This window comes from Dyadobacter subterraneus, assembly GCF_015221875.1.
In the GTDB taxonomy this organism is placed as follows: domain Bacteria; phylum Bacteroidota; class Bacteroidia; order Cytophagales; family Spirosomataceae; genus Dyadobacter; species Dyadobacter subterraneus.
Genome location: NZ_JACYGY010000001.1, coordinates 2,443,886 through 2,464,621, shown reverse-complemented (window position 1 = coordinate 2,464,621; position 20,736 = coordinate 2,443,886). Strand labels below are relative to the sequence as shown.

Here is a 20,736-nt window from a genome sequence, read left to right as displayed (position 1 = left end):
TTGCTTTTTGGTGGTTTGGTCGGTTTGACTTTTGCGTTGGTTTTGGTGGTTAACCTTTTGCGGCGGATTGGGCAGTTTACCTTTTGCGCCGGTTTGGGCGGTTTACCTTTTGCGTTGGTTTGGGCGGTTTACCTTTTGTGCCGGTTTTGGGCGATTAACCTTTTGTGCCGGTTTGGGGCGGTTTACCTTTTGCGTTGGTTTGGGCGGACACAAGGCCCGCCCCTACTCGCTTCGTAAACTTTTTATTGGGTTCATTAATGCTGCTTTTATGCTTTGATGGCTTATGGTGATACCTGCGATGATTAATGTTGTTATGATGGAAATCAGAAAAATTGCTGGACCAATACTGATATGGTAAGCAAATTCCTGTAACCATTTATCCATTGCAAACCAGGCAACTGGTGCCGCTACGACAAATGCAATCAGAATGAGCCAAATGAATTGATTGAAAAACAGCACGACCAGCCCTGGAATTGATGCACCCAGCACTTTGCGAATGCCAATTTCTTTGGTCCGCTGTACTGCCATCAATGACACCAAACCATATAAACCAAGACAACCAATTAGTATTGCAATACCTGAAAATAACCTGAATGCGTTGTACATTTTGTACTCTTGCTTATACATGGTCGCAATGTGATCATCAATGAATTCGTAAGAAAAAAGTGATTTTGGATTGAGCTCCGACCAGTCTTTTTCAATTGCAGCCAATGTTTCATGCATCTTTTCAGGACGAAGTTTGACACTCGCCTGCCAGAAGGAATTGGGATTGTACATGATCACGCAGGCTCTGATTTTTTTGTGCTTGGATTCACTTTGAAAATCCTGAACCACACCTCTGATACGGATCGGGCTATTACCGATCAGAAACCGCTGACCAATTGCTTTTTCAGGATCATCTATACCAAGGCGTCTGATCAGTGTTTGGTTGACTACAAGATTGGCCACAGTATCTTTCGAAAAAACTTTCGTAACAGGCTCACCTGCAAGTAGTTTGATATGATACATGGAAAGATAGTTTTCATCAACCTGCTTAATTTCGGTCACGTCATTATCCGGCATTCCTAGTTCGGGAGAGCTGAATGGTGCAAAATTAGTGTTATAAGCTGGTGCGCCAGAGGCTAAACTTACCTGCTCAACGCCCGGATTATCTATGAGCTTTTGACGAAGCACATCTGCTTTTTCTCCTGTTGAAAATGTAACAATGGCATCTTTGTCAAAACCGATATCTTTATTTAGAAAGAAATCCATCTGGCTGCCCACAATGAGTGTCCCTACAAGAAGAATCTGGGTTATTGAAAATTGTACGATCACAAGTCCCTTCCGTAAATATGATCTTCCCCCGGAGTTGTCAGTAACTCCCGACTTTAAGGCTTTCAAAGGTTGAAATCCGGATTGTATTAAAGCCGGATAAAGTCCTGCCAAAAGAATTGTTGCTGCAATAATTGTCAGAATCACACCAATCATTTCAGGCTTGAAAAGATTTAAAGGATCGATCCTGATGTCGAGTAAGGATTCAGTATAAGGTAAAAACAAAATGACTGCTATAAACGATAAGACAACCGAAACAATCACCAGCAACGTCGTTTCACCCATAACCTGCATGATGAGCTGTTTTCTGAAAGCGCCTAGGGTTTTCCTTATTCCAACTTCTTTTCCACGTTTCAGAGATTGCGCAGTAGCGAGATTTACAAAATTGATGCAGGCTGTCAGGATGATAAAAATGGCTACACCCGCAAGACCATAAATCGTTTCTTTCGATCTTGGCATGGATATCTGGTTGAGGTAACGTCTGTCAAAATGAATTTCCGTAAGTGGTTGTAACATCAATATGCCTTTGTCTTTTGCCACATCCTCCTTCCAGTTTTTAGTAAGAAAAGCCGGGAACTGAGATTCGTATGTTTTGGCAGATACGTTTTTCGGTAAAGTCACATAGAGCATCCCGCCTTGAATAGACCAGAAATTAGAGGCGTTAACTTTCTTTTTTATAGTTTCCCAGGATACCAAAAAAGAAAAGACGAAATGTGTATTTGATGGTAAATCTTTGATTATCCCGGTTACCCTCAAATCTTCCTCATTATCCAACCGGATTGTTTTACCTATTACGTCACGATCTTGAAAAAATCTTTTTGCAGCACTTTCGGTCAGTACAACGGTGTTAGGCTCGTTAAGTGCTGTCGCAGCATTTCCGGAAAGCCAGGAAAAATCAAATATTTTTGTAAAATTTTCGTCAGCAAAAGCGTAAACTTTTTGATTATATTTTTCTTGTCCCACACTCACAAGTCCACCCTGCCGGGGATAATATTGGGAAACTTCTGCTTCGGGGAAGTCATTTTTAAAAGCAGGTGCAACCGCAAAAGCGACACTTGGATTATAATCGAGCCCATGAAGTGTCACACGGTATGTGCGATCCGCATTTTTATGATACCGATCATAGCCCAGTTCATTTTGAACAACCAGAAAAATGACGATACAGGCTGCAAGTCCCAATGCTAAACCCGCAATGTTTATCAGTGCATAACTTTTATTATGCATCAAAGTCCTGAAAGCGATTTTAAAATAATTTCGTATCATGGGTATTAGGATTTGGGCGTTAGCATTAAGCTGTTAGCTAATCAAATTAGATTTAATATCATAAAGTACTTTTACTGAAATTCCAAAAACCCGGCGCCAAAAGCTAATGGCCAAAGCTAATAATCTATTCGCTTTTCAGACTTTTTACCGGATCCATTAATGCCGCTTTTATACTTTGAAAACTCACCGTTACCAATGCGATCACTACCGCAAATATTCCCGACAAAGCAAAAACCCACCAGTTAATTTCCGTTTTATAGGCAAATCCTTGCAGCCATTGATGCATAGCCCACCAGGAAATGGGCAGTGCCAATACAATCGCACAAACAACCAATTTGACGAAATCGGCCGTCAGCATGCCAACGACACTGGTTATGGATGCACCCAGCACTTTTCTTACACCAATTTCTTTCGTTCTCTGTGCAGCAGTTAAGATTATCAAACCAAAAAGTCCCAGACAGGAAATAAAAATGGATATGGCTGCAAATGCTTTAAAAGCGTCAAATACGAGCTGTTCAACAAAATAATTTTTCGCCAGCGATTCATTCAAAAAGGTAAATTGATATACATCATCCGGAAAATTCTCTTTCCATATCTGAGACAAATGTGCCAGCGTCTGAGGTAAGTTTGAGATGCGGCCGTTCGTAGCAAGCAACTGCACATGTATTTGTTCGGGGGCATTAGAATACATAAAAACGCATGGCTGAATGGCCTGCTGCAAGGATGCATTGTGAAAATCTTTAACCACACCAATAATCGGTGCTTCTCCTTCATTAATGACAAGTTTTTCTCCGATTGCTTTTTCAGGTGAAAGATTCAGCATTTTCGCCATCGTTTCGTTGATCACAAATCCATTGAAACGGACGCTATCCGGTACAATATTGGAAGCAGAAATCCACTGTCCGGCCACCAATTGCAAACCAAAAAGCCTTTGATAATTTGTATCCGTACTTTTCATTTCAGCCTGTCGCGCCATAGTTACTGGCTCAGATTTCAAGCGAAAATCAGTTCCATACCAGTTTTGCGTTAAAGGTGCTCCGGATGCAAAACTCACATCCTTTATATAAGGATATTGAAGCAATTCCTGCCGAAATGCATCCAGTTGCCCGGATTTTTTATCACGCGGGGCATTGATTGTAAGCACCGCGTCCTTCGAAAATCCTAATCCCTTCCTTTGAAAAAAGGACATTTGATCGGAAGAAATCCAGGTTGCAACCAACAGACAATAGGTTATGCCAAATTGAAAAACAATCAATCCCTGGCGTAGAGAAATACCGCTTGTTTTACGTTGAACATTATTTTTAATCGCCATGGCGGGCTTAAAACCAGACAAAACCAAAGCAGGATAACTACCTGCCAGCAAAGTAATTATTCCAATAAGTCCAGCAGCAAAAAGCCAGGTCTGACTATCGGGTTTTAGAGCAAGATCAATAAAAGATAATTTCTGATTGACAATCCAAAGTAATCCGTACAAGCCATTAATCGATAAAAAACCAGCCAGAAGAGCCAATACAAATGTTTCGCTCATAAATTGAAAAAACAACTGGGCTTTTGTGCTGCCAATGGCTTTACGAACACCAATTTCCTTTTGGCGCTGCATGGCCTGAGCAGTACTCAGATTTATAAAATTGACGGAAGCAATCAATATCAAAAACACAGCCAGACTGCCCAATCCCCATAAAATTTCTTTTCCGAGCACATAAGAACCCGGCTCGCTCGAATACAAAGAATTAGTGTGAATATCTGAAAGCGGTTGAAGAAAATAACTTATCCGGCGATTATCCTCAGCCTTCAAATATTTACTTTTAAACCTGTCAATGGCCTTTTCAAATTTTTCCGGATCCGCGCCGGCAGGAAGTTCAACGTAAGTTGTTCCCAGATAATTTCCCGACCAGTTATTAGCCTGATAAGTATTTTTCGATTTGAAGAACTGATAATTAATAAGGATATCAAACGGTAAATTCGTGTTCGCAGGCGGATTGCGAATGATCCCCGATACCGTAAGAATATCGGTATTATTAAGCGTTAATGTTTTGGCAATTAAATCATCATAATTATTAGAAACTTCTCCGAAATAACGCTCGGCCATTTTTTCAGTTAAAACAACCGCATTGGGCTGTTGGAAAGCAGTAGCAGCATTCCCAGCAATCCACAAACCTTTTTCAAAAGCATTTTTAAAATCAAAAAGTCGCAAATAATCCGCATCTGCAAACATGACCCGGCTTTCTTCAAATCTTTTTACATCACCTTTTTGGTCTTTTGCACTTATAATTTTTTTATCAGGGCCGGCAGTTTGGGTAACGCCAATGTCTGGGAATTCACGTTTGAGAGCCTCCGCCAAAGGATAAGCAGTGGTCGGCCAGTGCTGAATTCCGTCTGCTTTTTTACTATGTTCTACAATCCGGTAAATCCGCTTTGCATTGGTGTGAAATTTATCAAAACTCAACTCATAATTTACAAATACGAAAATCCCTAAACTGCAAGTAATGCCAAGCGCCAGTCCCAACACATTAATAATGGTGTTTGTCTTGTTTTTCCAAAGATTCCTTCGTGCGCTTTTAAAATAGTTAAGTATCATATTAACAGTTTATAAAATCAGTAGTCAAGAAATACTCTTTATTGTTTTGATTTCAATTCAGACAATTATTCATTTTTTAAACTTTTCACCGGGTTCATCAGAGCCGCTTTTATGGCTTGAAAACTTACGGTCAGTAGGGTAATGACCAACGCACCCGCGCCTGAAAGAGCAAATATCCACCAGGAAAATTCCGTCCTGTATTCATATTTAGTTAACCACTTGTCCATAAAATACCAGGCGATTGGAGCCGCGAGAATACAGGATAAAATAACCAATAGTACAAATTCACGCGAAAGCATGCTCCACAAACTTGCCAGTGAGGCACCTAAAACCTTGCGAATTCCAATTTCCTTTGTGCGCTGTTCTGCAATGAATGTGGCCATTCCGAATAATCCCAGACAACTGATGAATATGGCCAATACAGCAAAAAATGAAGTTAGCTTTCCGATTCTTATCTCGTCACCAAATTTTTTGGCGTATTGCTCATCGGTAAATTTGTAGTCAAAAGGAGCCGCCGGATTAAACTTTTTGAAGACTTGTTCAATTTTGCTTAAAGCTTCTGTTGACCCTGATTCAGGATTTATTTTAATATTGAAAACGCTTGCCCAGCTGTAATCCAGAAAAAAACAAGTGCGAAATGAAGCTTTGTAAGGTGATTCCATGATCATATCCTTGATCACACCGATAACCCGAAACGGTTTTCCATCGGCTTTGATAATGGAACCGACCGGATTTTTCAACCCCATAAATTTGGCAGCACTTTCATTGATCACAACACCGGAAGAATCCGTTGAATAGGATCTTGAAAAGTCGCGTCCTTCCGTAAATTGCCATCCTACTGTTTTTCCAAAATCATGAGAAACCGCCATCGTTGCGAAATTTCCTTGTGTGCCAGCCTCTTTTCCATCCCATTCATAACCATTATTGATGGCCGCAACGTAAGTGGTTGGATTAGATGATTGAGACATTTCCTGCACGACACCCGTTTTCAGTAATTCGCTTCTTATGGCTTCATAATGCCCACGGACTTCCTGTGTGTTCATGGCAACGATAAGCAAATTATTTCTATCGTATCCGACTGGACGATTTTTAGCAAATTCTATTTGCCGAAAAACAGTAATTGTACCAATAATCAAAATAATGGAAATCGTAAACTGGACAACGACCAGAACCTTCCTTGGAACCGCGGCAAAACTCCCAAGCTTAATTCTTGCAAAACCGCTTCCCTTTAAAACTTTTATGGGCTGAAAAGAAGACAAATAAAGTGCCGGATAACTGCCTGCTATGAGGCCTGTGAGAATACTGAAACCAAGACTTGAAATCCAGAATAACGGTTCTTTCCAGGGAAATACCATTTTTTTATCCGCCACCTCATTGAACAATGGCAGGACAGAAAGAACCAGAAAGATGGAGAAAATAAATGCAAGTCCTACTACCAGTAAAGACTCACTAAAAAACTGTGTAATAAGCTGACTTCTCAAAGAACCTATCGCCTTGCGAATACCAACTTCCTTGGCGCGTTTTTCACTTCTGGCGGTGCTCAAATTCATGAAATTGATACAGGCCAACAGCAAAACAAAAACGCCTATGATTCCAAAAAGCCAAACAAATTCTATTCCGCCGCCCGCTATTTTTCCGTTTTTAAATTCAGAATATAAGTGCCATTTGCTCATCGGATGAAGGAAAATTTCCGGTTTGAAAGCAGCCTCTTCTGCCCGGACGGCATTAAGTTTTACATTTTTAATCTTGGCAGAAACCTTGTCCATATCCGCACGATCACTTATCTGCGCGAAAGTGACAAACATATTGGCACGCCAGGGATTCGTCTTCTTCTCCGACCAGTATTCGTTGTTAATGTAAAGCTCCCAAGGCGCTACAAAAGCGAGATCCTTGAAATCTGAATTGTATGGAATATCTTGATAAACACCAGTAACCTTCAGATCTTGTTTGTTATTTACTTTTATGACCTTATCAATTGGATCAATATCTCCGAAAAGTGCTTTTGAAGTTGTTTCAGAAAGTATAATGGTATTGATTTCTTTCAGTCCGGATCTTGAACCTTTAATCATATTCAGAGACAACATTTCTGTAATGCCCGGCTCTGTATAACTTCCTTTTTTGGTAATATTCTTATCCCCAAAAGCAAGAATTTGGGTAGAAGATCCGGATGACATTACAACATGTTTGAAGTCACTACCATATTTGCTTCGAATTTCTTCGGCCATTAAATAGGGAACCGCACTTTGCGTCGAGATTTCATTATTGAATGTCTGATTTTGCTTGATTATAGCAAGCCGGTCATAATTCTGAAAAGATTTATTGAAGGAAAGTTCATCAAAAATCCAAAGTCCGATTAGCATTGCAACCGCAAGCCCTGTTGCCAGACCAGCAATATTTATAAACGAATAAACCTTATTCTTCACAAGATTTCTTCGGGCGATTTTGAAATAGTTGTTGATCATATCCTGCAAATGATGGTTTTTCTGCTTTGCAGTTCAAATAGTTTGCCAAGGATTTTTTTGTCAGTTAAAATCATTATAATCAAACACTTAACAAAAACATAGCGAACGAACATTGTCCGATAATGAACAGTGTTCGTTCGCTATGGAACGTGGAAGTGCTAACACCGATTTGCAATCGGTGTTGCATGGTTTCGCGTTTGCAACGCGAGACAATGCATCGTTTGCAACGCGAGACCATGATAGCAAACCTGATAGAAGCATCACAGACAAGAAACCAACTCAAAAATTACAGTACCCCCGAGCCAGTTCATAAAACCATCTTTATAAATAACATCAAAGTTGAATCATACCCCCGTTACAATTGAAAAAATTGATCGTCAAATCAAAACAATCTATTTGAAAAAAAATGGCTTCCGATCAATACTTTATCCGAAATCAAAATTCAATTTACTATTTGACACTGACTGTCGTAGACTGGGTGGACGTGTTTACCAGGAAAGAGCATAAATTCAGCATTCTCGAATCCTTACGGTTTTGTCAAAATGAAAAAGGGCTATTGGTTCATGGCTGGTGTCTGATGTCAAATCATCTTCATCTTTTAGCTTCTGCTAGGGACGGTTTTAATCTGTCTGATATTCTTCGTGACTTAAAATATTCACTTCCAAACAAATCGTCACCGCAATTCACAATGAAATTGAAAGTCGAAGAGATTGGATGTTGTACCGTTTTGAGTTTGCCGGAAAATTTAAAGTTAATGTAAAGAATTATAAATTTTGGCAGGATGGTAATCATGCTGTTGAGTGTTTCACCAATGAGTTCACAAAACAGAAGCTAGATTATATACATCAGAATCCTGTGAGAGCCCAAATTGTGGAAGAGGCTGAATATTATTTGTTCAGTTCTGCCAGAGATTATGCTGGAATTAAAGGATTGTTGGAGATTGAATTTGTTTGATTTGTCATTGAGCTTTAAATTTCTGATTTGATAGATTTCGTTAGCTATTAATTCGCGTTGCAAACGCTAGACCATGCAACACCGATTGCAAATCGGTGTTAGCACTCTGTCAGTATTAGCCTCAATTAACGTTGTAAGTCCCTGTTCTAAGACCTGTTCAGATAAAAATAAAATGTACTTCCCATGCCAATTTCAGAATCCAGACCAATAATTCCGCCCTGAGCTTCGATGAACTCCTTACTTATAGCAAGGCCAAGTCCGGTCCCCGTTTTCGCGCTTCCCGGAACCTGGAAATAGCGGTCAAATATTTTCTCGCGATAACGGCTTTCTATTCCTTTTCCCTCGTCCTTTACAGAAAAAAGAACATTATCCGATTGCTTTTTAACGTCAATTACAATTTTACTTTCCTGAGAAGAATAACGAATGGCGTTGGTCAGGAAATTAATGAGCACCCAGGCCGTTTTTTCGGTATCTGCTTTTACTTCCGGTAAATCTTCCTCAGCTTTTGCAATAAGCTTAATCTGCTTTTGATCCGCCTGAATTTTCACAGCTTCCATAGCGTATTGAAGAATTTTATACGGACTGCTTTGCTGAATATTTAATTGTATATTTCCGGTTTCTACTTGCGAGAGATTCAGCAGTTCACCGGTAATTTTCAGCAGTCTGTTGCTATCATCTTTGATACTTTCAATCAGTTGTTTTTGCTCTTCATTAACTTCACCGGTTTGTTTATTTTCCAGCAATTGAACACTCATTTTAATCGATGAAATCGGCGTTTTCAGTTCGTGTGAAACGGTGGCTATAAAATTGGTTTTGGCAAAATCCAGCTCTTTGAAAGGTGTAATGTTTTTCAACACAATCACCTGACCAATAAAGATCTTCTCCTTCTCTCCTGTCGGCGTAATCGTAATATTTACAATCTCTTTTTCAAAATAACTTTCTTTGTTGTCAGCATATATTTTGAGCGGTTTTTCCTTTTCAGTATCTGATTTTGGTGTTACCAGACCTTGTACCAACGAACGAATCAAGTCATTATGCAATGCTACGTCAACGGCAGACTTTCCCATAATATCCTCCGAGCGAAGTCCTGAAATTTTAAGCACCTCATCATTTGCGAAAAGTACTTTTTTATTTTCATCCAGCCCTAAAACAGGCTCATGCATGTTGTTGATCAGTGTCTCGATTCTTTTCTTCTCAAATAGTATTTTAGAAAGATTGCTGCTGTCGTATTCTTCCAGTTTTTCAGCCATGGTATTAAAGGAACCGGCCAGTTCACCGAACTCGTTTTTACTACCAAAATGCACACGTTGGGAGTAATTTTTAGCGGCAATTTCTTTGATACTTTCTGTCAATTCTTTGATCGGATTGGCAATATTACTTGGCAAATTAACCAGCAAGGTGAAGGCAAACAGAAAACATAATGTTCCGGTAATTACAATCCACAAATTGGCAGAACGAGCTGTTTGCTGTGCAATTTCACTTTTTCGCTGAATTGCTTCCATGTTCAGACGCATCAATTCTGTAATATCCTTTCTGATAATCTGATGTAAGGTTAAGTTGGAAGGTGACTGTTTAAGTTGAATCAAATGATCAGATATAGCATCCGTCACTTCCCTTTCTCCTATTTCAGTAACATTTTTTCGTTGTTTATTGAGATTTTCTTCAAAAGTCAAAAATGCCTTGCTGCTCTGTTGCGTCTGATCCAAAGCGCGCAGCATGTTACGGGAATATTCCAGTGTGTTGTAATTATCTACCAGAATATTTTCGGTGTCATTTTTTAATACATTGATATACCGTGCCGCCACCAATGAAAGTATAATGATCATCAGAAAAAGCAGTCCGACACCGAGGGTTAATTTGGTTTTTATTTTCATCAGGACAGAATGACCAGGTCAATTTCGGAAACAGATAGCTTTTTCAATAACTGGTTAAAGATATTGGTAGCCAAAATTACTTTAAACAAACTCATATGCGGCTTACCAATACAAATTGTTGTGATTTGTCTTTGCTCGGCAACTTCCATAATAGTTCGTGATACATGCGGACTTTCAACTCGAATTATTTCGCCTCCAAGCTCGGTTGCAAGCTTAAAATTATTTATCAAATGGCGCTGCTTGTCCAGTGCAATTTTATCCGTACTCTCTTTCGGCGTTTGTACATAAAGTAACACCCATGGACTGTTATAATAACTGGCAAGCCGGGCGGTTTTCCTGATAACAATCTTGGAAGTCTGCGCATTGCTGCTGATGCACGCCATAAATTTATTTGCTTTTAATGCGGTAACACTTCTTGAAGTTACTTCGGTTTCAACTTTTCTCACAACCTGGCTGGCAACTTCTTTTAGTGCTAATTCCCGCAATTGAAGAATGTTTCCAGACGTAAAAAAGTTGTTAAGTGCAGTTGGGACTTTTTCTGCGGCGTAAATTTTACCTTCTCTCAAACGCGTTATCAATTCGTCTGCGGTAAGGTCAATATTAACAACTTCATCGGCTTGTTGAAGAACACTATCCGGAATTCTTTCCTTCACTTCAACACCGGTGATTTGCTTGATTTCTTCATTCAGACTTTCAATATGCTGAATATTAACGGCACTGATCACATTGATTCCGGCATCCAGAATTTCCATCACGTCCTGCCAGCGTTTGTCGTTTTTGCTGCCCTCAATGTTAGTATGTGCCAGTTCATCAACAATTACGATTTCAGGTCTCAGACTGATAACAGCCTGCAAATCAAATTCTTCCAGTTCTTTCCCTTTATAAAAAAGTTTTCGTCTGGGAATTATTGGCAGACCTTCCAGTAAATCGTGCGTTTCTTTGCGATTATGTGTTTCTATATAACCGATTTTCACATCAATGCCGTTGCGCAACAATGTGTGGGCTTCTTGCAGCATCCGGAAGGTTTTACCTACACCGGCGCTCATGCCGATGTAGATTTTAAACTTCCCTTTTCTGGATTTTTTGATCAGATCCAGAAAATGTTTTACGTTGTTTTCTTTTTCAGTCATCAAAATGATAGTGCAACGGATGTTGTAACAAAGAAATTCTGGTTGTCGGCCTTTCCATCCTTTGTAAATATATCGTCTTTGCTGTTAAAAGCCCGTGCTTCCAGTCTGAACATTACATTTTGTACAGGCAGATAATCGAAGTTGGCAGAGTAACCAAAAGTCTTAAAACCATTTGGTGTACCCGTGCTGATAATCACTCCTTTTTCATCTGAATAATATTCACCTCTGGCTGCAATCCTGACTTTTTCGCTTGGCATATACCGGGCAATCAAAACCGGTGTATACCAAGTATTGTAACTGCTGCTTCCTTTACTTTTTTGCTGTACTCCAATGTCAAATCCGGCAGTCAAACCAAACCTTTCCGTAAGTTGAAACTGGCCATAAAAATTATTAAAATAACGCCATTGTTTCGTACTGTCTGGCTGTTCGTTTCCTATATAGGTACTCCAATTTAAAGTCGCATTTGAAGATGGTTTATAAGTCAACTGTGTTCCAAAAGCAGGCGTCTGGTTTCCGGGAATTTTCTGGATACGTTGCCAACCGTTCAAATACATTGCTGCGGCATACAGTTTTTCGTCTTTACTTGTAAAACCAATTTTCACACCCGCTTCGTAATAAGGCGAATTTTCAGCAAGAATACTTCGTGTCAAATTCCAGTTATCTTTTCCAATCGCGCTTTCAAATCCAATGTGCGAAGGCATGATTCCTGCGTCGATCCAGAGATTATTCTTTTTTGAAATCTTGATTCCAACATTGGCTTCATAGATATTTTTTAATAATCCTTGCTCTGCTGCCAGATTATATTGCGGATAAGTACCGGCCATCACGGCCAGGTTTGCTCTCACATTCTCAGTATTGTAATTAACCTTAAAAAGTCCCAGGTTTAAATTGACTTCATTGTGTTTGTTGAAATTATATAAAAATCCTGGCCGTTCGTGATTGGCTGGTTGATTAAAATCATAACTATAAAATGCTTCAACGTAACCTGAAAAAGTTAATGGGTTTGGCTTTGATTTTTCAATTGAAATGGTATCCTGAGCAATAACCGGAATAGAAAAAATTCCAGCGGCAATTAAAACTAATTTGTTCATTTTTATTCTTGGTAAGTGTACTAAACTCTTAATGTTTTGTTGAGATTTTTAAAGCTAATAAAGTTGAGTAAGTCAAGCATCTATTTAACCTGATCAAGCGCCATGTTAAGTTTTAAAACATTCACTTTTGCAGGTCCCAAAAGTCCAAGCAATGGAGCTTCTGTGTTTTCTTCAATTAATTTCTGGACGCTTTCGCTAGAAATATTTCTGGTTTTAGCAATTCTTTTAAGCTGAATCAATGCCGCATTTGGAGAAATATTCGGATCAAGCCCACTCCCACTTGCTGTTACCAGTTCAACGGGAATTTCCTGTTTTTTGACTTCCGGATTATGTACCAGGAAAGTATCAATCCGGGCCTGAACCGTTTGAAGATATTCAGGATTGGAAGGTGCTTTGTTACTACCGCCACTACCGGCTGCATTATAATCCACAGCAGATGGACGGGAGTTAAAATATTTGTCTTCGGTGAAAGTCTGGCCAACATTGGTGTAGTACTTTTTACCATTTTGCGTTACCACCTCGCCATTGCCATGGTTTGGAGCAAGTTGAGCAATTCCCCAGATGATGATTGTATAAACTCCGGCAAAGAAAACCAGCGTAATGATGGTTAATTTGATTGCGGGAAATAGGTTCGTTTTCATGATAATTAAATTTTCGTTATTTTTGATAATAAACACATGACTTATGTATCGCAAAGTATTTGTTGCCGAAACCGCTTCTCAATTGATTATCAACTTACCTATTGAATTCCTCAATAAAGGGGTGGAAGTGATTGCTTTTGAGATAGATGACAATCTTGATTCCGCTTATTTGAACAAAAGGAAGGCGGCTCAAAATGCAGTTCAATTCTTCAATACTTTACAAATTGACATGAGTGATTTTAAATTTGATCGGGACGAGGCTAATGAGAGATAGTTTTTTTATCGATAGCAACATCGCACTGTATCTTCTTGATTTAAATGCCAGCCGTAAGAAGGAGATTGCTTCATCACTTCTGCAAAATGTGCCTTTCATTAGTCCCCAGGTAGTTTTCGAATGCTTAAATGTTTGTTTAAGAAAGTATAAATTGGAACGAAGCGTTGCGGTGCAATTTGTTACTGAATTAACTAACACTTCCTTTATCCAAGCAGAGAATGAATCAGTTATAACCAACGTACTTTTCATTTTCAATAAATATTTGTTACAACCATTCGACTCCAAGATAATTTCCTCCGCTTTGGAAGCCGGTTGCACTACCTTGTATTCCGAAGATATGCAACACGGCTTGGTTATTGAAAAGCGGCTTACCATTATCAATCCTTTTTTACAATAATTACAACCAAATACTCACCACCATATCGATCACCTTAATCCCGATAAAAGGCACGACAACTCCGCCTAAACCGTAGATAAAAAGGTTTCTTCTCAATAATGCACTGGCACCGATTGGTTTATAAGCAACTCCTTTCAAAGCCAATGGAATCAGTATAGGAATGATGATGGCGTTAAAGATTACTGCTGATAAAATTGCACTTTCCGGACTGTTCAGATCCATGATATTCAAACCTTGAAGCGCTGGAATTGAGGCAATAAACAAGGCAGGAATGATGGCGAAATATTTGGCAACGTCATTGGCGATTGAGAAGGTTGTTAACGTTCCCCGCGTCATCAAAAGCTGCTTTCCGATTTCAACAATTTCAATCAGTTTTGTTGGATCATTATCCAAATCAACCATGTTTCCTGCTTCTTTCGCTGCCTGCGTACCACTGTTCATCGCGACCCCAACATCAGCCTGCGCAAGTGCCGGCGCATCGTTGGTACCATCACCCATCATCGCAACCAGTTTCCCGCTTTCCTGCTCTCTTTTGATATAGTTCATTTTATCTTCCGGCTTAGCCTCCGCGATAAAATCATCTACGCCGGCTTTTTCAGCAATAAATCTGGCTGTCAAAGGGTTATCACCTGTTACCATTACAGTTTTTACACCCATTTTACGCAGACGTTCAAACCTTTCACTGATACCAGGCTTGATAATATCCTGCAATTCAATCACACCCAGTACTTTTTCATTTTCAGAAACTACGAGTGGCGTTCCCCCATTATTTGAAATTGCTTTTGTTTTTTCTTCAATATCAGTTGGGAAATGGTTACCCGCTTTTGTTGTCAGGTTTCTGATCGAATCAAATGCACCTTTACGAATTCTGGTTTCATCAAAATCCACACCTGAACTTCTGGTTTCGGCGGTGAATTTGATAAAAGTCGGATTGTTTAAATTAGCGTAAGTTGACGGGTTCAAATTCGCCAGTTCCAGAATTGATTTCCCTTCCGGTGTTTCATCTGCGATTGAACTTAGCACCGCACATTTGATAAAATGATTATCTGTCACGCCTTTGGCCGCATAAAAATTCGTCGCCTTTCTGTTACCAATCGTTATCGTACCTGTTTTATCCAAAAGAAGTACATCAATATCTCCGGCAGTTTCTACGGCTTTTCCTGATTTGGTAATCACATTCGCACGAAGCGCTCTGTCCATACCTGCAATACCAATTGCTGAAAGTAACCCGCCAATTGTCGTTGGAATCAGACAAACGAAAAGCGAAATAAAAGCAGCGATGGTAATTGGTGTATTGGCATGATCAGCAAATGGTTTCAACGTCACGCAGACAATAATAAAGACAAGCGTAAAACCAGCCAAAAGAATCGTCAGTGCAATCTCATTTGGTGTTTTCTGACGACTTGCACCTTCTACCAAAGCGATCATTTTATCAAGAAAACTTTCGCCCGGTTCTGTTGTTACCATGACCTTAATCTTGTCAGACAACACTTTGGTACCGCCTGTCACACTACTTTTATCACCACCTGCTTCACGAATTACCGGCGCACTTTCACCTGTTATAGCACTTTCGTCAATCGTTGCCAAACCTTCGATAATTTCACCGTCTGTCGCAATATTATCGCCAGCTTCGCATATAAAAACATCTCCTTTTTTCATGGAAGCAGACATAACTTGTCGTGTCGAAACTGAGAAGCCCGGTTTGTTTTCGATAACCAGTCTGGCTGGTGTTTCCTCTCTTGTTTTACGTAAGCTGTCGGCCTGCGCTTTTCCTCTTGCCTCCGCGATTCCTTCTGCGAAATTAGCAAAAAGTAAAGTCAGAAGAAGTACCAGAAAAACAGTAAAGTTATAGGCAAAACTGCCCTGGGATTTTTCTCCCTTTAAAGTCCATATACTAACCACCAGCATAATTACCGTTCCGATTTCCACTGTGAACATCACAGGATTGCGGAACATTATTTTGGGGTTCAATTTTACAAATGCCTGTTTGAGGGCTTCATTAACCAAGTCCTTTTGAAATAAGGACGTATCTTGATTTTTCATTTCATTAAGGCTTTAAGCCGTTAGCGATTAGGTATTGGCTAATTTCTGATCATTGATCGTCTATTTTCCGATCAGATTTTTCTGTTAGCTTTTTAATTTTATTTTTAAATCGATTCTTAACGCAGCGTGAAATACTCAGCGATCGGACCCAGCGTAAGAGCCGGAAAAAAGGATAAGGCTGTGATAATCACGATAACGGCCAGAATCATAATTCCGAATGTTGAAGAATCCGTTTTCAACGTTCCAGCACTTTCAGGGATGTATTTTTTATTAGCCAGAAGTCCTGCGATAGCGATTGGACCAATGATTGGAATGTAACGGGAAAGGATCAAAACAAAACCAGTTGTGATGTTCCACCATGGATTATTGTCACCCAAACCTTCAAATCCACTACCATTATTAGCTGACGACGAAGTATATTCATAAAGCATTTCGGTAAATCCGTGGAAGCCTGGATTGGCGAGAGTCGCAGATGTAATCGTAGGAAATGCCGCTGCCAAAGCAGTACCAACCAGAATTAAAAATGGGTGAAGTAAAGCTACGATCATGGCTATTTTCATTTCCCTGGCTTCAATTTTTTTGCCCATAAATTCGGGCGTTCTACCTACCATCAATCCGCTGATAAACACCGCCAGAATAATGAAGATGAAAAAGTTGAGCATACCGGCTCCTACACCACCATAAAAAGCATTGGTCATCATGGCCAGCAATTGCGTCATTCCGGAAAGCGGTGTGAAGCTGTCGTGCATCGCATTGATAGATCCTGTTGAGATAACGGTTGTAGCTATACTCCAAAAGGCTGAGGCCGTACTACCAAACCTGACTTCCTTACCTTCCATAGCTCCGGCGCTGTTATCGATACCCATTTTCGTGATCGCGTGATTTCCGCCATTTTCCCACATAATCGTAGGTACTGTAAGAAGCAAAAATCCGATTGTCATGACTCCGAAAATCATCCAGCTCATTTTTCTTCTTTTCAAAAAGAAACCAAAAGCAAAAACCATAGCAATAGGAATGATCATCTGCGCCATCATTTCAACGATGTTAGTCAGATAGTTAGGGTTTTCAAGTGGATGGGCTGAGTTGGCACCATAGTATCCACCACCGTTAGTTCCCAAATGTTTAATAGCGACAAACGCAGCAACCGGACCCGTTGAAACCTGAACGGTATCTCCCTGCATATTGATGATGGTGTCCTTTCCTTCAAATGTCATAGGCGTTCCGTTGAAAGCCAATATTACAGCAACAAGAATAGAAAGTGGAAGTAAAATTCTTGTACAGGATTTTACCATCAAATTGTAAAAGTTGCCAAGTTTATCCGTTGTCCGTTCGCGCAAAGCCATAAACAAAACGGCAGCCGCGGCCATACCTGTCCCTGCTGTTACAAAGTGAAGGAACATAAGAAAGAGCTGCGACAAATAACTAACTCCGGATTCACCAGAATAATGCTGCAAATTACAATTGACAACGAAGGAAATACTTGTATTAAATGCCAGATCAGCTGTTTGTCCGGGGTTTCCATCAGGATTCAGCGGCAGCCAACCTTGGTTCATTAGCACAAACATTCCCAAAACAAACCAGACCATATTGATGGTGATCATTGAAAACATATGCTGTTTCCAGTTCATTTCGGCATTTTCATTAATGCCGCTTATCTTGAAAAACAGTTTTTCAATAGGGTTAAAAACAGGATCGAAGGAGGTTTTTTCGCCTGCGTAAACTTTTGCGATGTATTTGCCGATCGGTATTGCGAAGACAACCGTCAGGACAAACATGGCAATGATTCCAAATAATTCAGTGTTCATTTTTTCTATTTTTTAATTCGATTTCGTTTTCCGGTTTTGGATCCGGTTAGAACTTTTCAGGTTTGATCAGCACATAACAGATATAACCAAACACACATATTGAGATAATGAAGAGCGCTGCCATGATTTATATATTTTCAAAGAAGTTGACAGTTTTGTAGAAAAGCGCGAAACATAAAATTCCGGCAGAAACTAAGAGGATTGTGATCATACTATTTAAATTTATTTGAGTGATTGAGTTTTGCTTTTATTAATACCAAACTTATTCCGCATTCCATGTTGTTAGCTTAACTAATTAAATATCAGATAAATAACAACATAAACACCAACCTGACCCCTGATAAAACCAACTCAAAATGATAGGATTTTATCAGAATGAAAGGTTTTAAATGAAGGAAGATTTCAAGCTTTTCCATGACTTAGAATGCGTTGATTTGTTTGATATATTCCTTCTTCAAGTTGTTGGGAAGAAGATTTTCCGTATTGAAATGTTTGAGTTCAAGCATTCCTGAAACGGAATAGAGATAGACATTGGAAATCGCAGTTTTTGTTTCTTTGTTTCCATGGATAAAAAGATTTTCTGCAATTGCGAAGCATTTTTTCGCGCGGGAGATATTACCTCTTGAAATCATGGTTTGGGTGAGGTCTGCAAATTTTTGCATCTGCTTGTAAATGCCTCTGGTTATTTTCCTTTTCATTGTTTTTTTGAATTAATATGAAAAGGTAGATACCAACAATGGTCCAGCATTTTACTTAAAAATTATTTTATTGATTATCAATTATTTGCAATAATATTTTTGTTAAAGAGTCTGATAATGGCGTATCATTTTGATATGATTTTATCAATTTGGAAAATGATTGACGGTAAAGACGGACCGTACCTACGGCAATCATGGAGATATGACAGATCCTTAAACCCCGGAATAAATTCCGGGGCTACGATGTAGGTCCGGGCCGCGCAGGCATGCCTGACGGCATTTTGTTAATGGATTATTTTGTTAAAAAAATGCCGTAGGCACGGCCGAAATTGTAGCGCAGGGTTTCAACCCTGGGCACGCGCGGTGGCGGCGAATGAACGGGGATGCCATTCGCCACGCATGATCGGGCAAAAAAAACCGCCAACAAAAATCCTAAGAATTTCGATTGGCGGAAATGAATTTTGAATCTAAAACTATCAGATATTCTTCTTCTTCAACTCTTTAACCGCAAAATCCGCAGCTCTTGCAGTAAGTGCCATATAAGTCAATGATGGATTCACGCAAGATGCAGAAGCCATTGCAGCACCATCTGTAACGAAAACATTTTTCACGGCGTGCATCTGGTTATTTCCATTCAAAACCGAGGTTTTAGGATCACGACCCATCCGAGCAGTTCCCATTTCATGGATAGCCATACCAAGATAAGATCCGTTGTCATATGTCTTCACATTTTTAACACCCGATTTTTCCAGCATTTCAGCTGCATCATGCATCATATCTTTACGCATTTTCAATTCATTTTCGCGCAAATCAGCATCAAAAACAACAGTAGGCATACCCCACTTGTCCTTTTTCTCCTTATTCAGGTACATGTAATTTTCGTGATAGGGCAACGTTTCACCAAAACCACCAAAACCCATTGTCCACTGACCAGGCGTAGTCAATTCTTCCTTGAAATCAGCACCGAAGGCAAGTTCAGCAACATTACGCTGCCATCCCTGACGGCCGCCTCCACCTTGATATCCGAATCCACGGATGTAATCACGCTTGTCATTACCAATATTCTGATAACGAGGAACATAAATCCCGTTAGCCCGACGGCCAAAATAATATTTATCCAAATCACCTTCCCAGACACCACTCGCCCCTGTACGAAAATGGTGATCCATCAGGTTGTGACCAAGCTCTCCGGAATCATTTCCCAATCCATTTGGAAAACGGTCAGATGTGGAATTCAAAAGAACCAGTGTGCTACCAATCGCACTGGCGCAGACGAAAATAATCTTGGCAAAATATTCACGCTCCTGCAAAGTAACAGAATCGATCACTTTTACTCCGGTAGCTTTTTGTTTCGCTTTATCGTAAACAATTTCTCTCACGACAGAATCCGGACGAAGCGTCAGAAGTCCCGTTTTTACAGCAGGTGGCAATGTACTGGATTGTGTGCTGAAATAAGCGCCATATGGACAACCATAAGAACAACGGTTACGATACTGACACGGAGAACGCCCACCTTCCAACTGGATTTTATCCGGCTGCGAAAGGTTTGCCACACGACCAATCGTCATCGTACGGCCCGGAAATTGTTTTTCCAGTCTTTTACGAACTTCTTTTTCAACATGATACATTTCCATAGGTGGCAAAAAGTCACTGTCCGGAAGTTGTGGTAAGCCCAGTTTTTCACCAGAGATGCCGACGTGTTTTTCAACGTAAGAATACCAAGGTGCTATATCTTTATAACGGATTGGCCAGTCAACGGCAATTCCGTCTTTCAAATTTGCTTCAAAATCAAGATCGCTCCAACGGTACGACTGGCGCCCCCACATGATCGATTTCCCTCCTACTATATTGGGTCTGAACCAGTCAAATCTTTTCTTTTCTTCATAAGGAGAATCCGAATCGTTCATCCAGTACTTTTCGGTCATCTCATTGTAAGGGTAATCTCTTGAAAGAAACGGATGTGTCTCCTTCTGCTTTACAGTCAGGCGACCATTGTACTGCATTTCCCAGGGAGCTTTCAACGCATTTTCGTAACCTGTAACGTGTTCCAGCGGCTTTCCCTTTTCAAGCATCAAAACCTTTAATCCCTTTTCAGTCAACTCCTTTGCTGCCCATCCGCCCGAAACGCCCGAACCGATTACGATAGCATCGTAAGTCATATCTTTTACTGCATCAACATTTAAATTCGCCATGGTGATAATACTTTTTAATAAAT

Annotated in this window: 15 protein-coding genes; 3 read left to right on the top strand and 12 right to left on the bottom strand. The window is 39.9% G+C overall.

Translation table 11 applies throughout. The annotated features are described in order from the left end of the window. Positions 1 to 222 precede the first annotated feature (222 nt). The 3 genes from IEE83_RS10220 to IEE83_RS10210 all read right to left on the bottom strand — a co-directional run bounded on the left by IEE83_RS10220 (position 223) and on the right by IEE83_RS10210 (position 7,614). On the bottom strand, positions 223 to 2,574 hold the full coding sequence (locus IEE83_RS10220) for an ABC transporter permease (RefSeq protein ID WP_194120490.1): 2,352 nt from the start codon (positions 2,572 to 2,574) through the stop codon (positions 223 to 225). Positions 2,575 to 2,698: 124 nt separating this feature from the next. Then, entirely contained in the window at positions 2,699 to 5,152 is a 2,454-nt protein-coding gene (locus IEE83_RS10215; protein ID WP_194120489.1) for an ABC transporter permease, read from the bottom strand. Between the two features lie 65 nt (positions 5,153 to 5,217). Continuing rightward, positions 5,218 to 7,614: an ABC transporter permease gene (locus IEE83_RS10210; protein WP_194120488.1), complete on the bottom strand. Its 2,397-nt coding sequence runs from the start codon at positions 7,612 to 7,614 to the stop codon at positions 5,218 to 5,220. 406 nt (positions 7,615 to 8,020) lie between these two features. On the opposite strand from IEE83_RS10210, the gene IEE83_RS32905 reads away from it, so the two are divergent. After that, complete coding sequence (locus IEE83_RS32905) at positions 8,021 to 8,374, top strand: transposase (RefSeq protein ID WP_228101757.1); 354 nt, start codon at positions 8,021 to 8,023, stop codon at positions 8,372 to 8,374. 340 nt (positions 8,375 to 8,714) lie between these two features. Here IEE83_RS32905 and IEE83_RS10200 read toward each other — a convergent pair whose 3' ends face one another. The 4 genes from IEE83_RS10200 to IEE83_RS10185 all read right to left on the bottom strand — a co-directional run bounded on the left by IEE83_RS10200 (position 8,715) and on the right by IEE83_RS10185 (position 13,304). Then, positions 8,715 to 10,442, bottom strand: coding sequence for a HAMP domain-containing sensor histidine kinase (locus IEE83_RS10200; protein ID WP_194120487.1), 1,728 nt, complete (start codon positions 10,440 to 10,442; stop codon positions 8,715 to 8,717). After that, entirely contained in the window at positions 10,442 to 11,572 is a 1,131-nt protein-coding gene (locus IEE83_RS10195; RefSeq protein ID WP_194120486.1) for a sensor protein KdpD, read from the bottom strand. Before IEE83_RS10195 ends, IEE83_RS10200 begins: the two co-directional genes overlap by 1 nt. After that, positions 11,572 to 12,663, bottom strand: a complete 1,092-nt coding sequence (locus tag IEE83_RS10190; RefSeq protein ID WP_194120485.1) for a porin — start codon at positions 12,661 to 12,663, stop codon at positions 11,572 to 11,574. The genes IEE83_RS10195 and IEE83_RS10190 overlap by 1 nt, the downstream gene beginning before the upstream one ends. A gap of 80 nt (positions 12,664 to 12,743) precedes the next feature. Beyond that, positions 12,744 to 13,304, bottom strand: a complete 561-nt coding sequence (locus tag IEE83_RS10185) for a K(+)-transporting ATPase subunit C (RefSeq protein WP_194120484.1) — start codon at positions 13,302 to 13,304, stop codon at positions 12,744 to 12,746. 43 nt (positions 13,305 to 13,347) lie between these two features. On the opposite strand from IEE83_RS10185, the gene IEE83_RS10180 reads away from it, so the two are divergent. Beyond that, a complete protein-coding gene (locus IEE83_RS10180; protein ID WP_194120483.1) occupies positions 13,348 to 13,578 on the top strand; it encodes a hypothetical protein in 231 nt (76 codons plus the stop codon). Then, positions 13,568 to 13,975 (top strand): PIN domain-containing protein, encoded by a 408-nt coding sequence (locus IEE83_RS10175; protein ID WP_194120482.1) that lies wholly within the window; start codon positions 13,568 to 13,570, stop codon positions 13,973 to 13,975. Before IEE83_RS10180 ends, IEE83_RS10175 begins: the two co-directional genes overlap by 11 nt. Here the strand turns inward: IEE83_RS10175 and kdpB are convergent, their stop codons facing one another. The 5 genes from kdpB to IEE83_RS10150 all read right to left on the bottom strand — a co-directional run bounded on the left by kdpB (position 13,976) and on the right by IEE83_RS10150 (position 20,713). Then, positions 13,976 to 16,018 (bottom strand): potassium-transporting ATPase subunit KdpB, encoded by a 2,043-nt coding sequence (gene kdpB / locus IEE83_RS10170; protein WP_194120481.1) that lies wholly within the window; start codon positions 16,016 to 16,018, stop codon positions 13,976 to 13,978. It abuts the gene before it with no gap. A gap of 116 nt (positions 16,019 to 16,134) precedes the next feature. Next, the gene (gene kdpA / locus IEE83_RS10165; RefSeq protein ID WP_194120480.1) at positions 16,135 to 17,823 is read right to left on the bottom strand and encodes a potassium-transporting ATPase subunit KdpA; all 1,689 of its coding nucleotides are present in this window, start codon (positions 17,821 to 17,823) and stop codon (positions 16,135 to 16,137) included. 46 nt (positions 17,824 to 17,869) lie between these two features. Then, the gene (locus IEE83_RS33575) at positions 17,870 to 17,947 is read right to left on the bottom strand and encodes a potassium-transporting ATPase subunit F (protein WP_143072155.1); all 78 of its coding nucleotides are present in this window, start codon (positions 17,945 to 17,947) and stop codon (positions 17,870 to 17,872) included. A 295-nt stretch (positions 17,948 to 18,242) separates the two neighbouring features. Further along, positions 18,243 to 18,521: a DUF7674 family protein gene (locus IEE83_RS10155; RefSeq protein ID WP_194120479.1), complete on the bottom strand. Its 279-nt coding sequence runs from the start codon at positions 18,519 to 18,521 to the stop codon at positions 18,243 to 18,245. Between the two features lie 476 nt (positions 18,522 to 18,997). Further along, positions 18,998 to 20,713: a GMC oxidoreductase gene (locus IEE83_RS10150; RefSeq protein WP_194120478.1), complete on the bottom strand. Its 1,716-nt coding sequence runs from the start codon at positions 20,711 to 20,713 to the stop codon at positions 18,998 to 19,000. Positions 20,714 to 20,736: the final 23 nt, after the last annotated feature.

Coding starts and splice junctions, on each gene's coding strand:
- IEE83_RS10175 (WP_194120482.1), top strand. CDS start 13,568: ATGAGAGATAGTTTTTTTATCGATAGCAACATCGCACTGTATCTTCTT.
- IEE83_RS10180 (WP_194120483.1), top strand. CDS start 13,348: ATGTATCGCAAAGTATTTGTTGCCGAAACCGCTTCTCAATTGATTATC.
- IEE83_RS32905 (WP_228101757.1), top strand. CDS start 8,021: ATGGCTTCCGATCAATACTTTATCCGAAATCAAAATTCAATTTACTAT.
- IEE83_RS10150 (WP_194120478.1), bottom strand. CDS start 20,713: ATGGCGAATTTAAATGTTGATGCAGTAAAAGATATGACTTACGATGCT.
- IEE83_RS10200 (WP_194120487.1), bottom strand. CDS start 10,442: ATGAAAATAAAAACCAAATTAACCCTCGGTGTCGGACTGCTTTTTCTG.
- kdpB (WP_194120481.1), bottom strand. CDS start 16,018: ATGAAAAATCAAGATACGTCCTTATTTCAAAAGGACTTGGTTAATGAA.
- IEE83_RS10155 (WP_194120479.1), bottom strand. CDS start 18,521: ATGAAAAGGAAAATAACCAGAGGCATTTACAAGCAGATGCAAAAATTT.
- kdpA (WP_194120480.1), bottom strand. CDS start 17,823: ATGAACACTGAATTATTTGGAATCATTGCCATGTTTGTCCTGACGGTT.
- IEE83_RS10190 (WP_194120485.1), bottom strand. CDS start 12,663: ATGAACAAATTAGTTTTAATTGCCGCTGGAATTTTTTCTATTCCGGTT.
- IEE83_RS10185 (WP_194120484.1), bottom strand. CDS start 13,304: ATGAAAACGAACCTATTTCCCGCAATCAAATTAACCATCATTACGCTG.
- IEE83_RS33575 (WP_143072155.1), bottom strand. CDS start 17,947: ATGGCAGCGCTCTTCATTATCTCAATATGTGTGTTTGGTTATATCTGT.
- IEE83_RS10215 (WP_194120489.1), bottom strand. CDS start 5,152: ATGATACTTAACTATTTTAAAAGCGCACGAAGGAATCTTTGGAAAAAC.
- IEE83_RS10195 (WP_194120486.1), bottom strand. CDS start 11,572: ATGACTGAAAAAGAAAACAACGTAAAACATTTTCTGGATCTGATCAAA.
- IEE83_RS10220 (WP_194120490.1), bottom strand. CDS start 2,574: ATGATACGAAATTATTTTAAAATCGCTTTCAGGACTTTGATGCATAAT.
- IEE83_RS10210 (WP_194120488.1), bottom strand. CDS start 7,614: ATGATCAACAACTATTTCAAAATCGCCCGAAGAAATCTTGTGAAGAAT.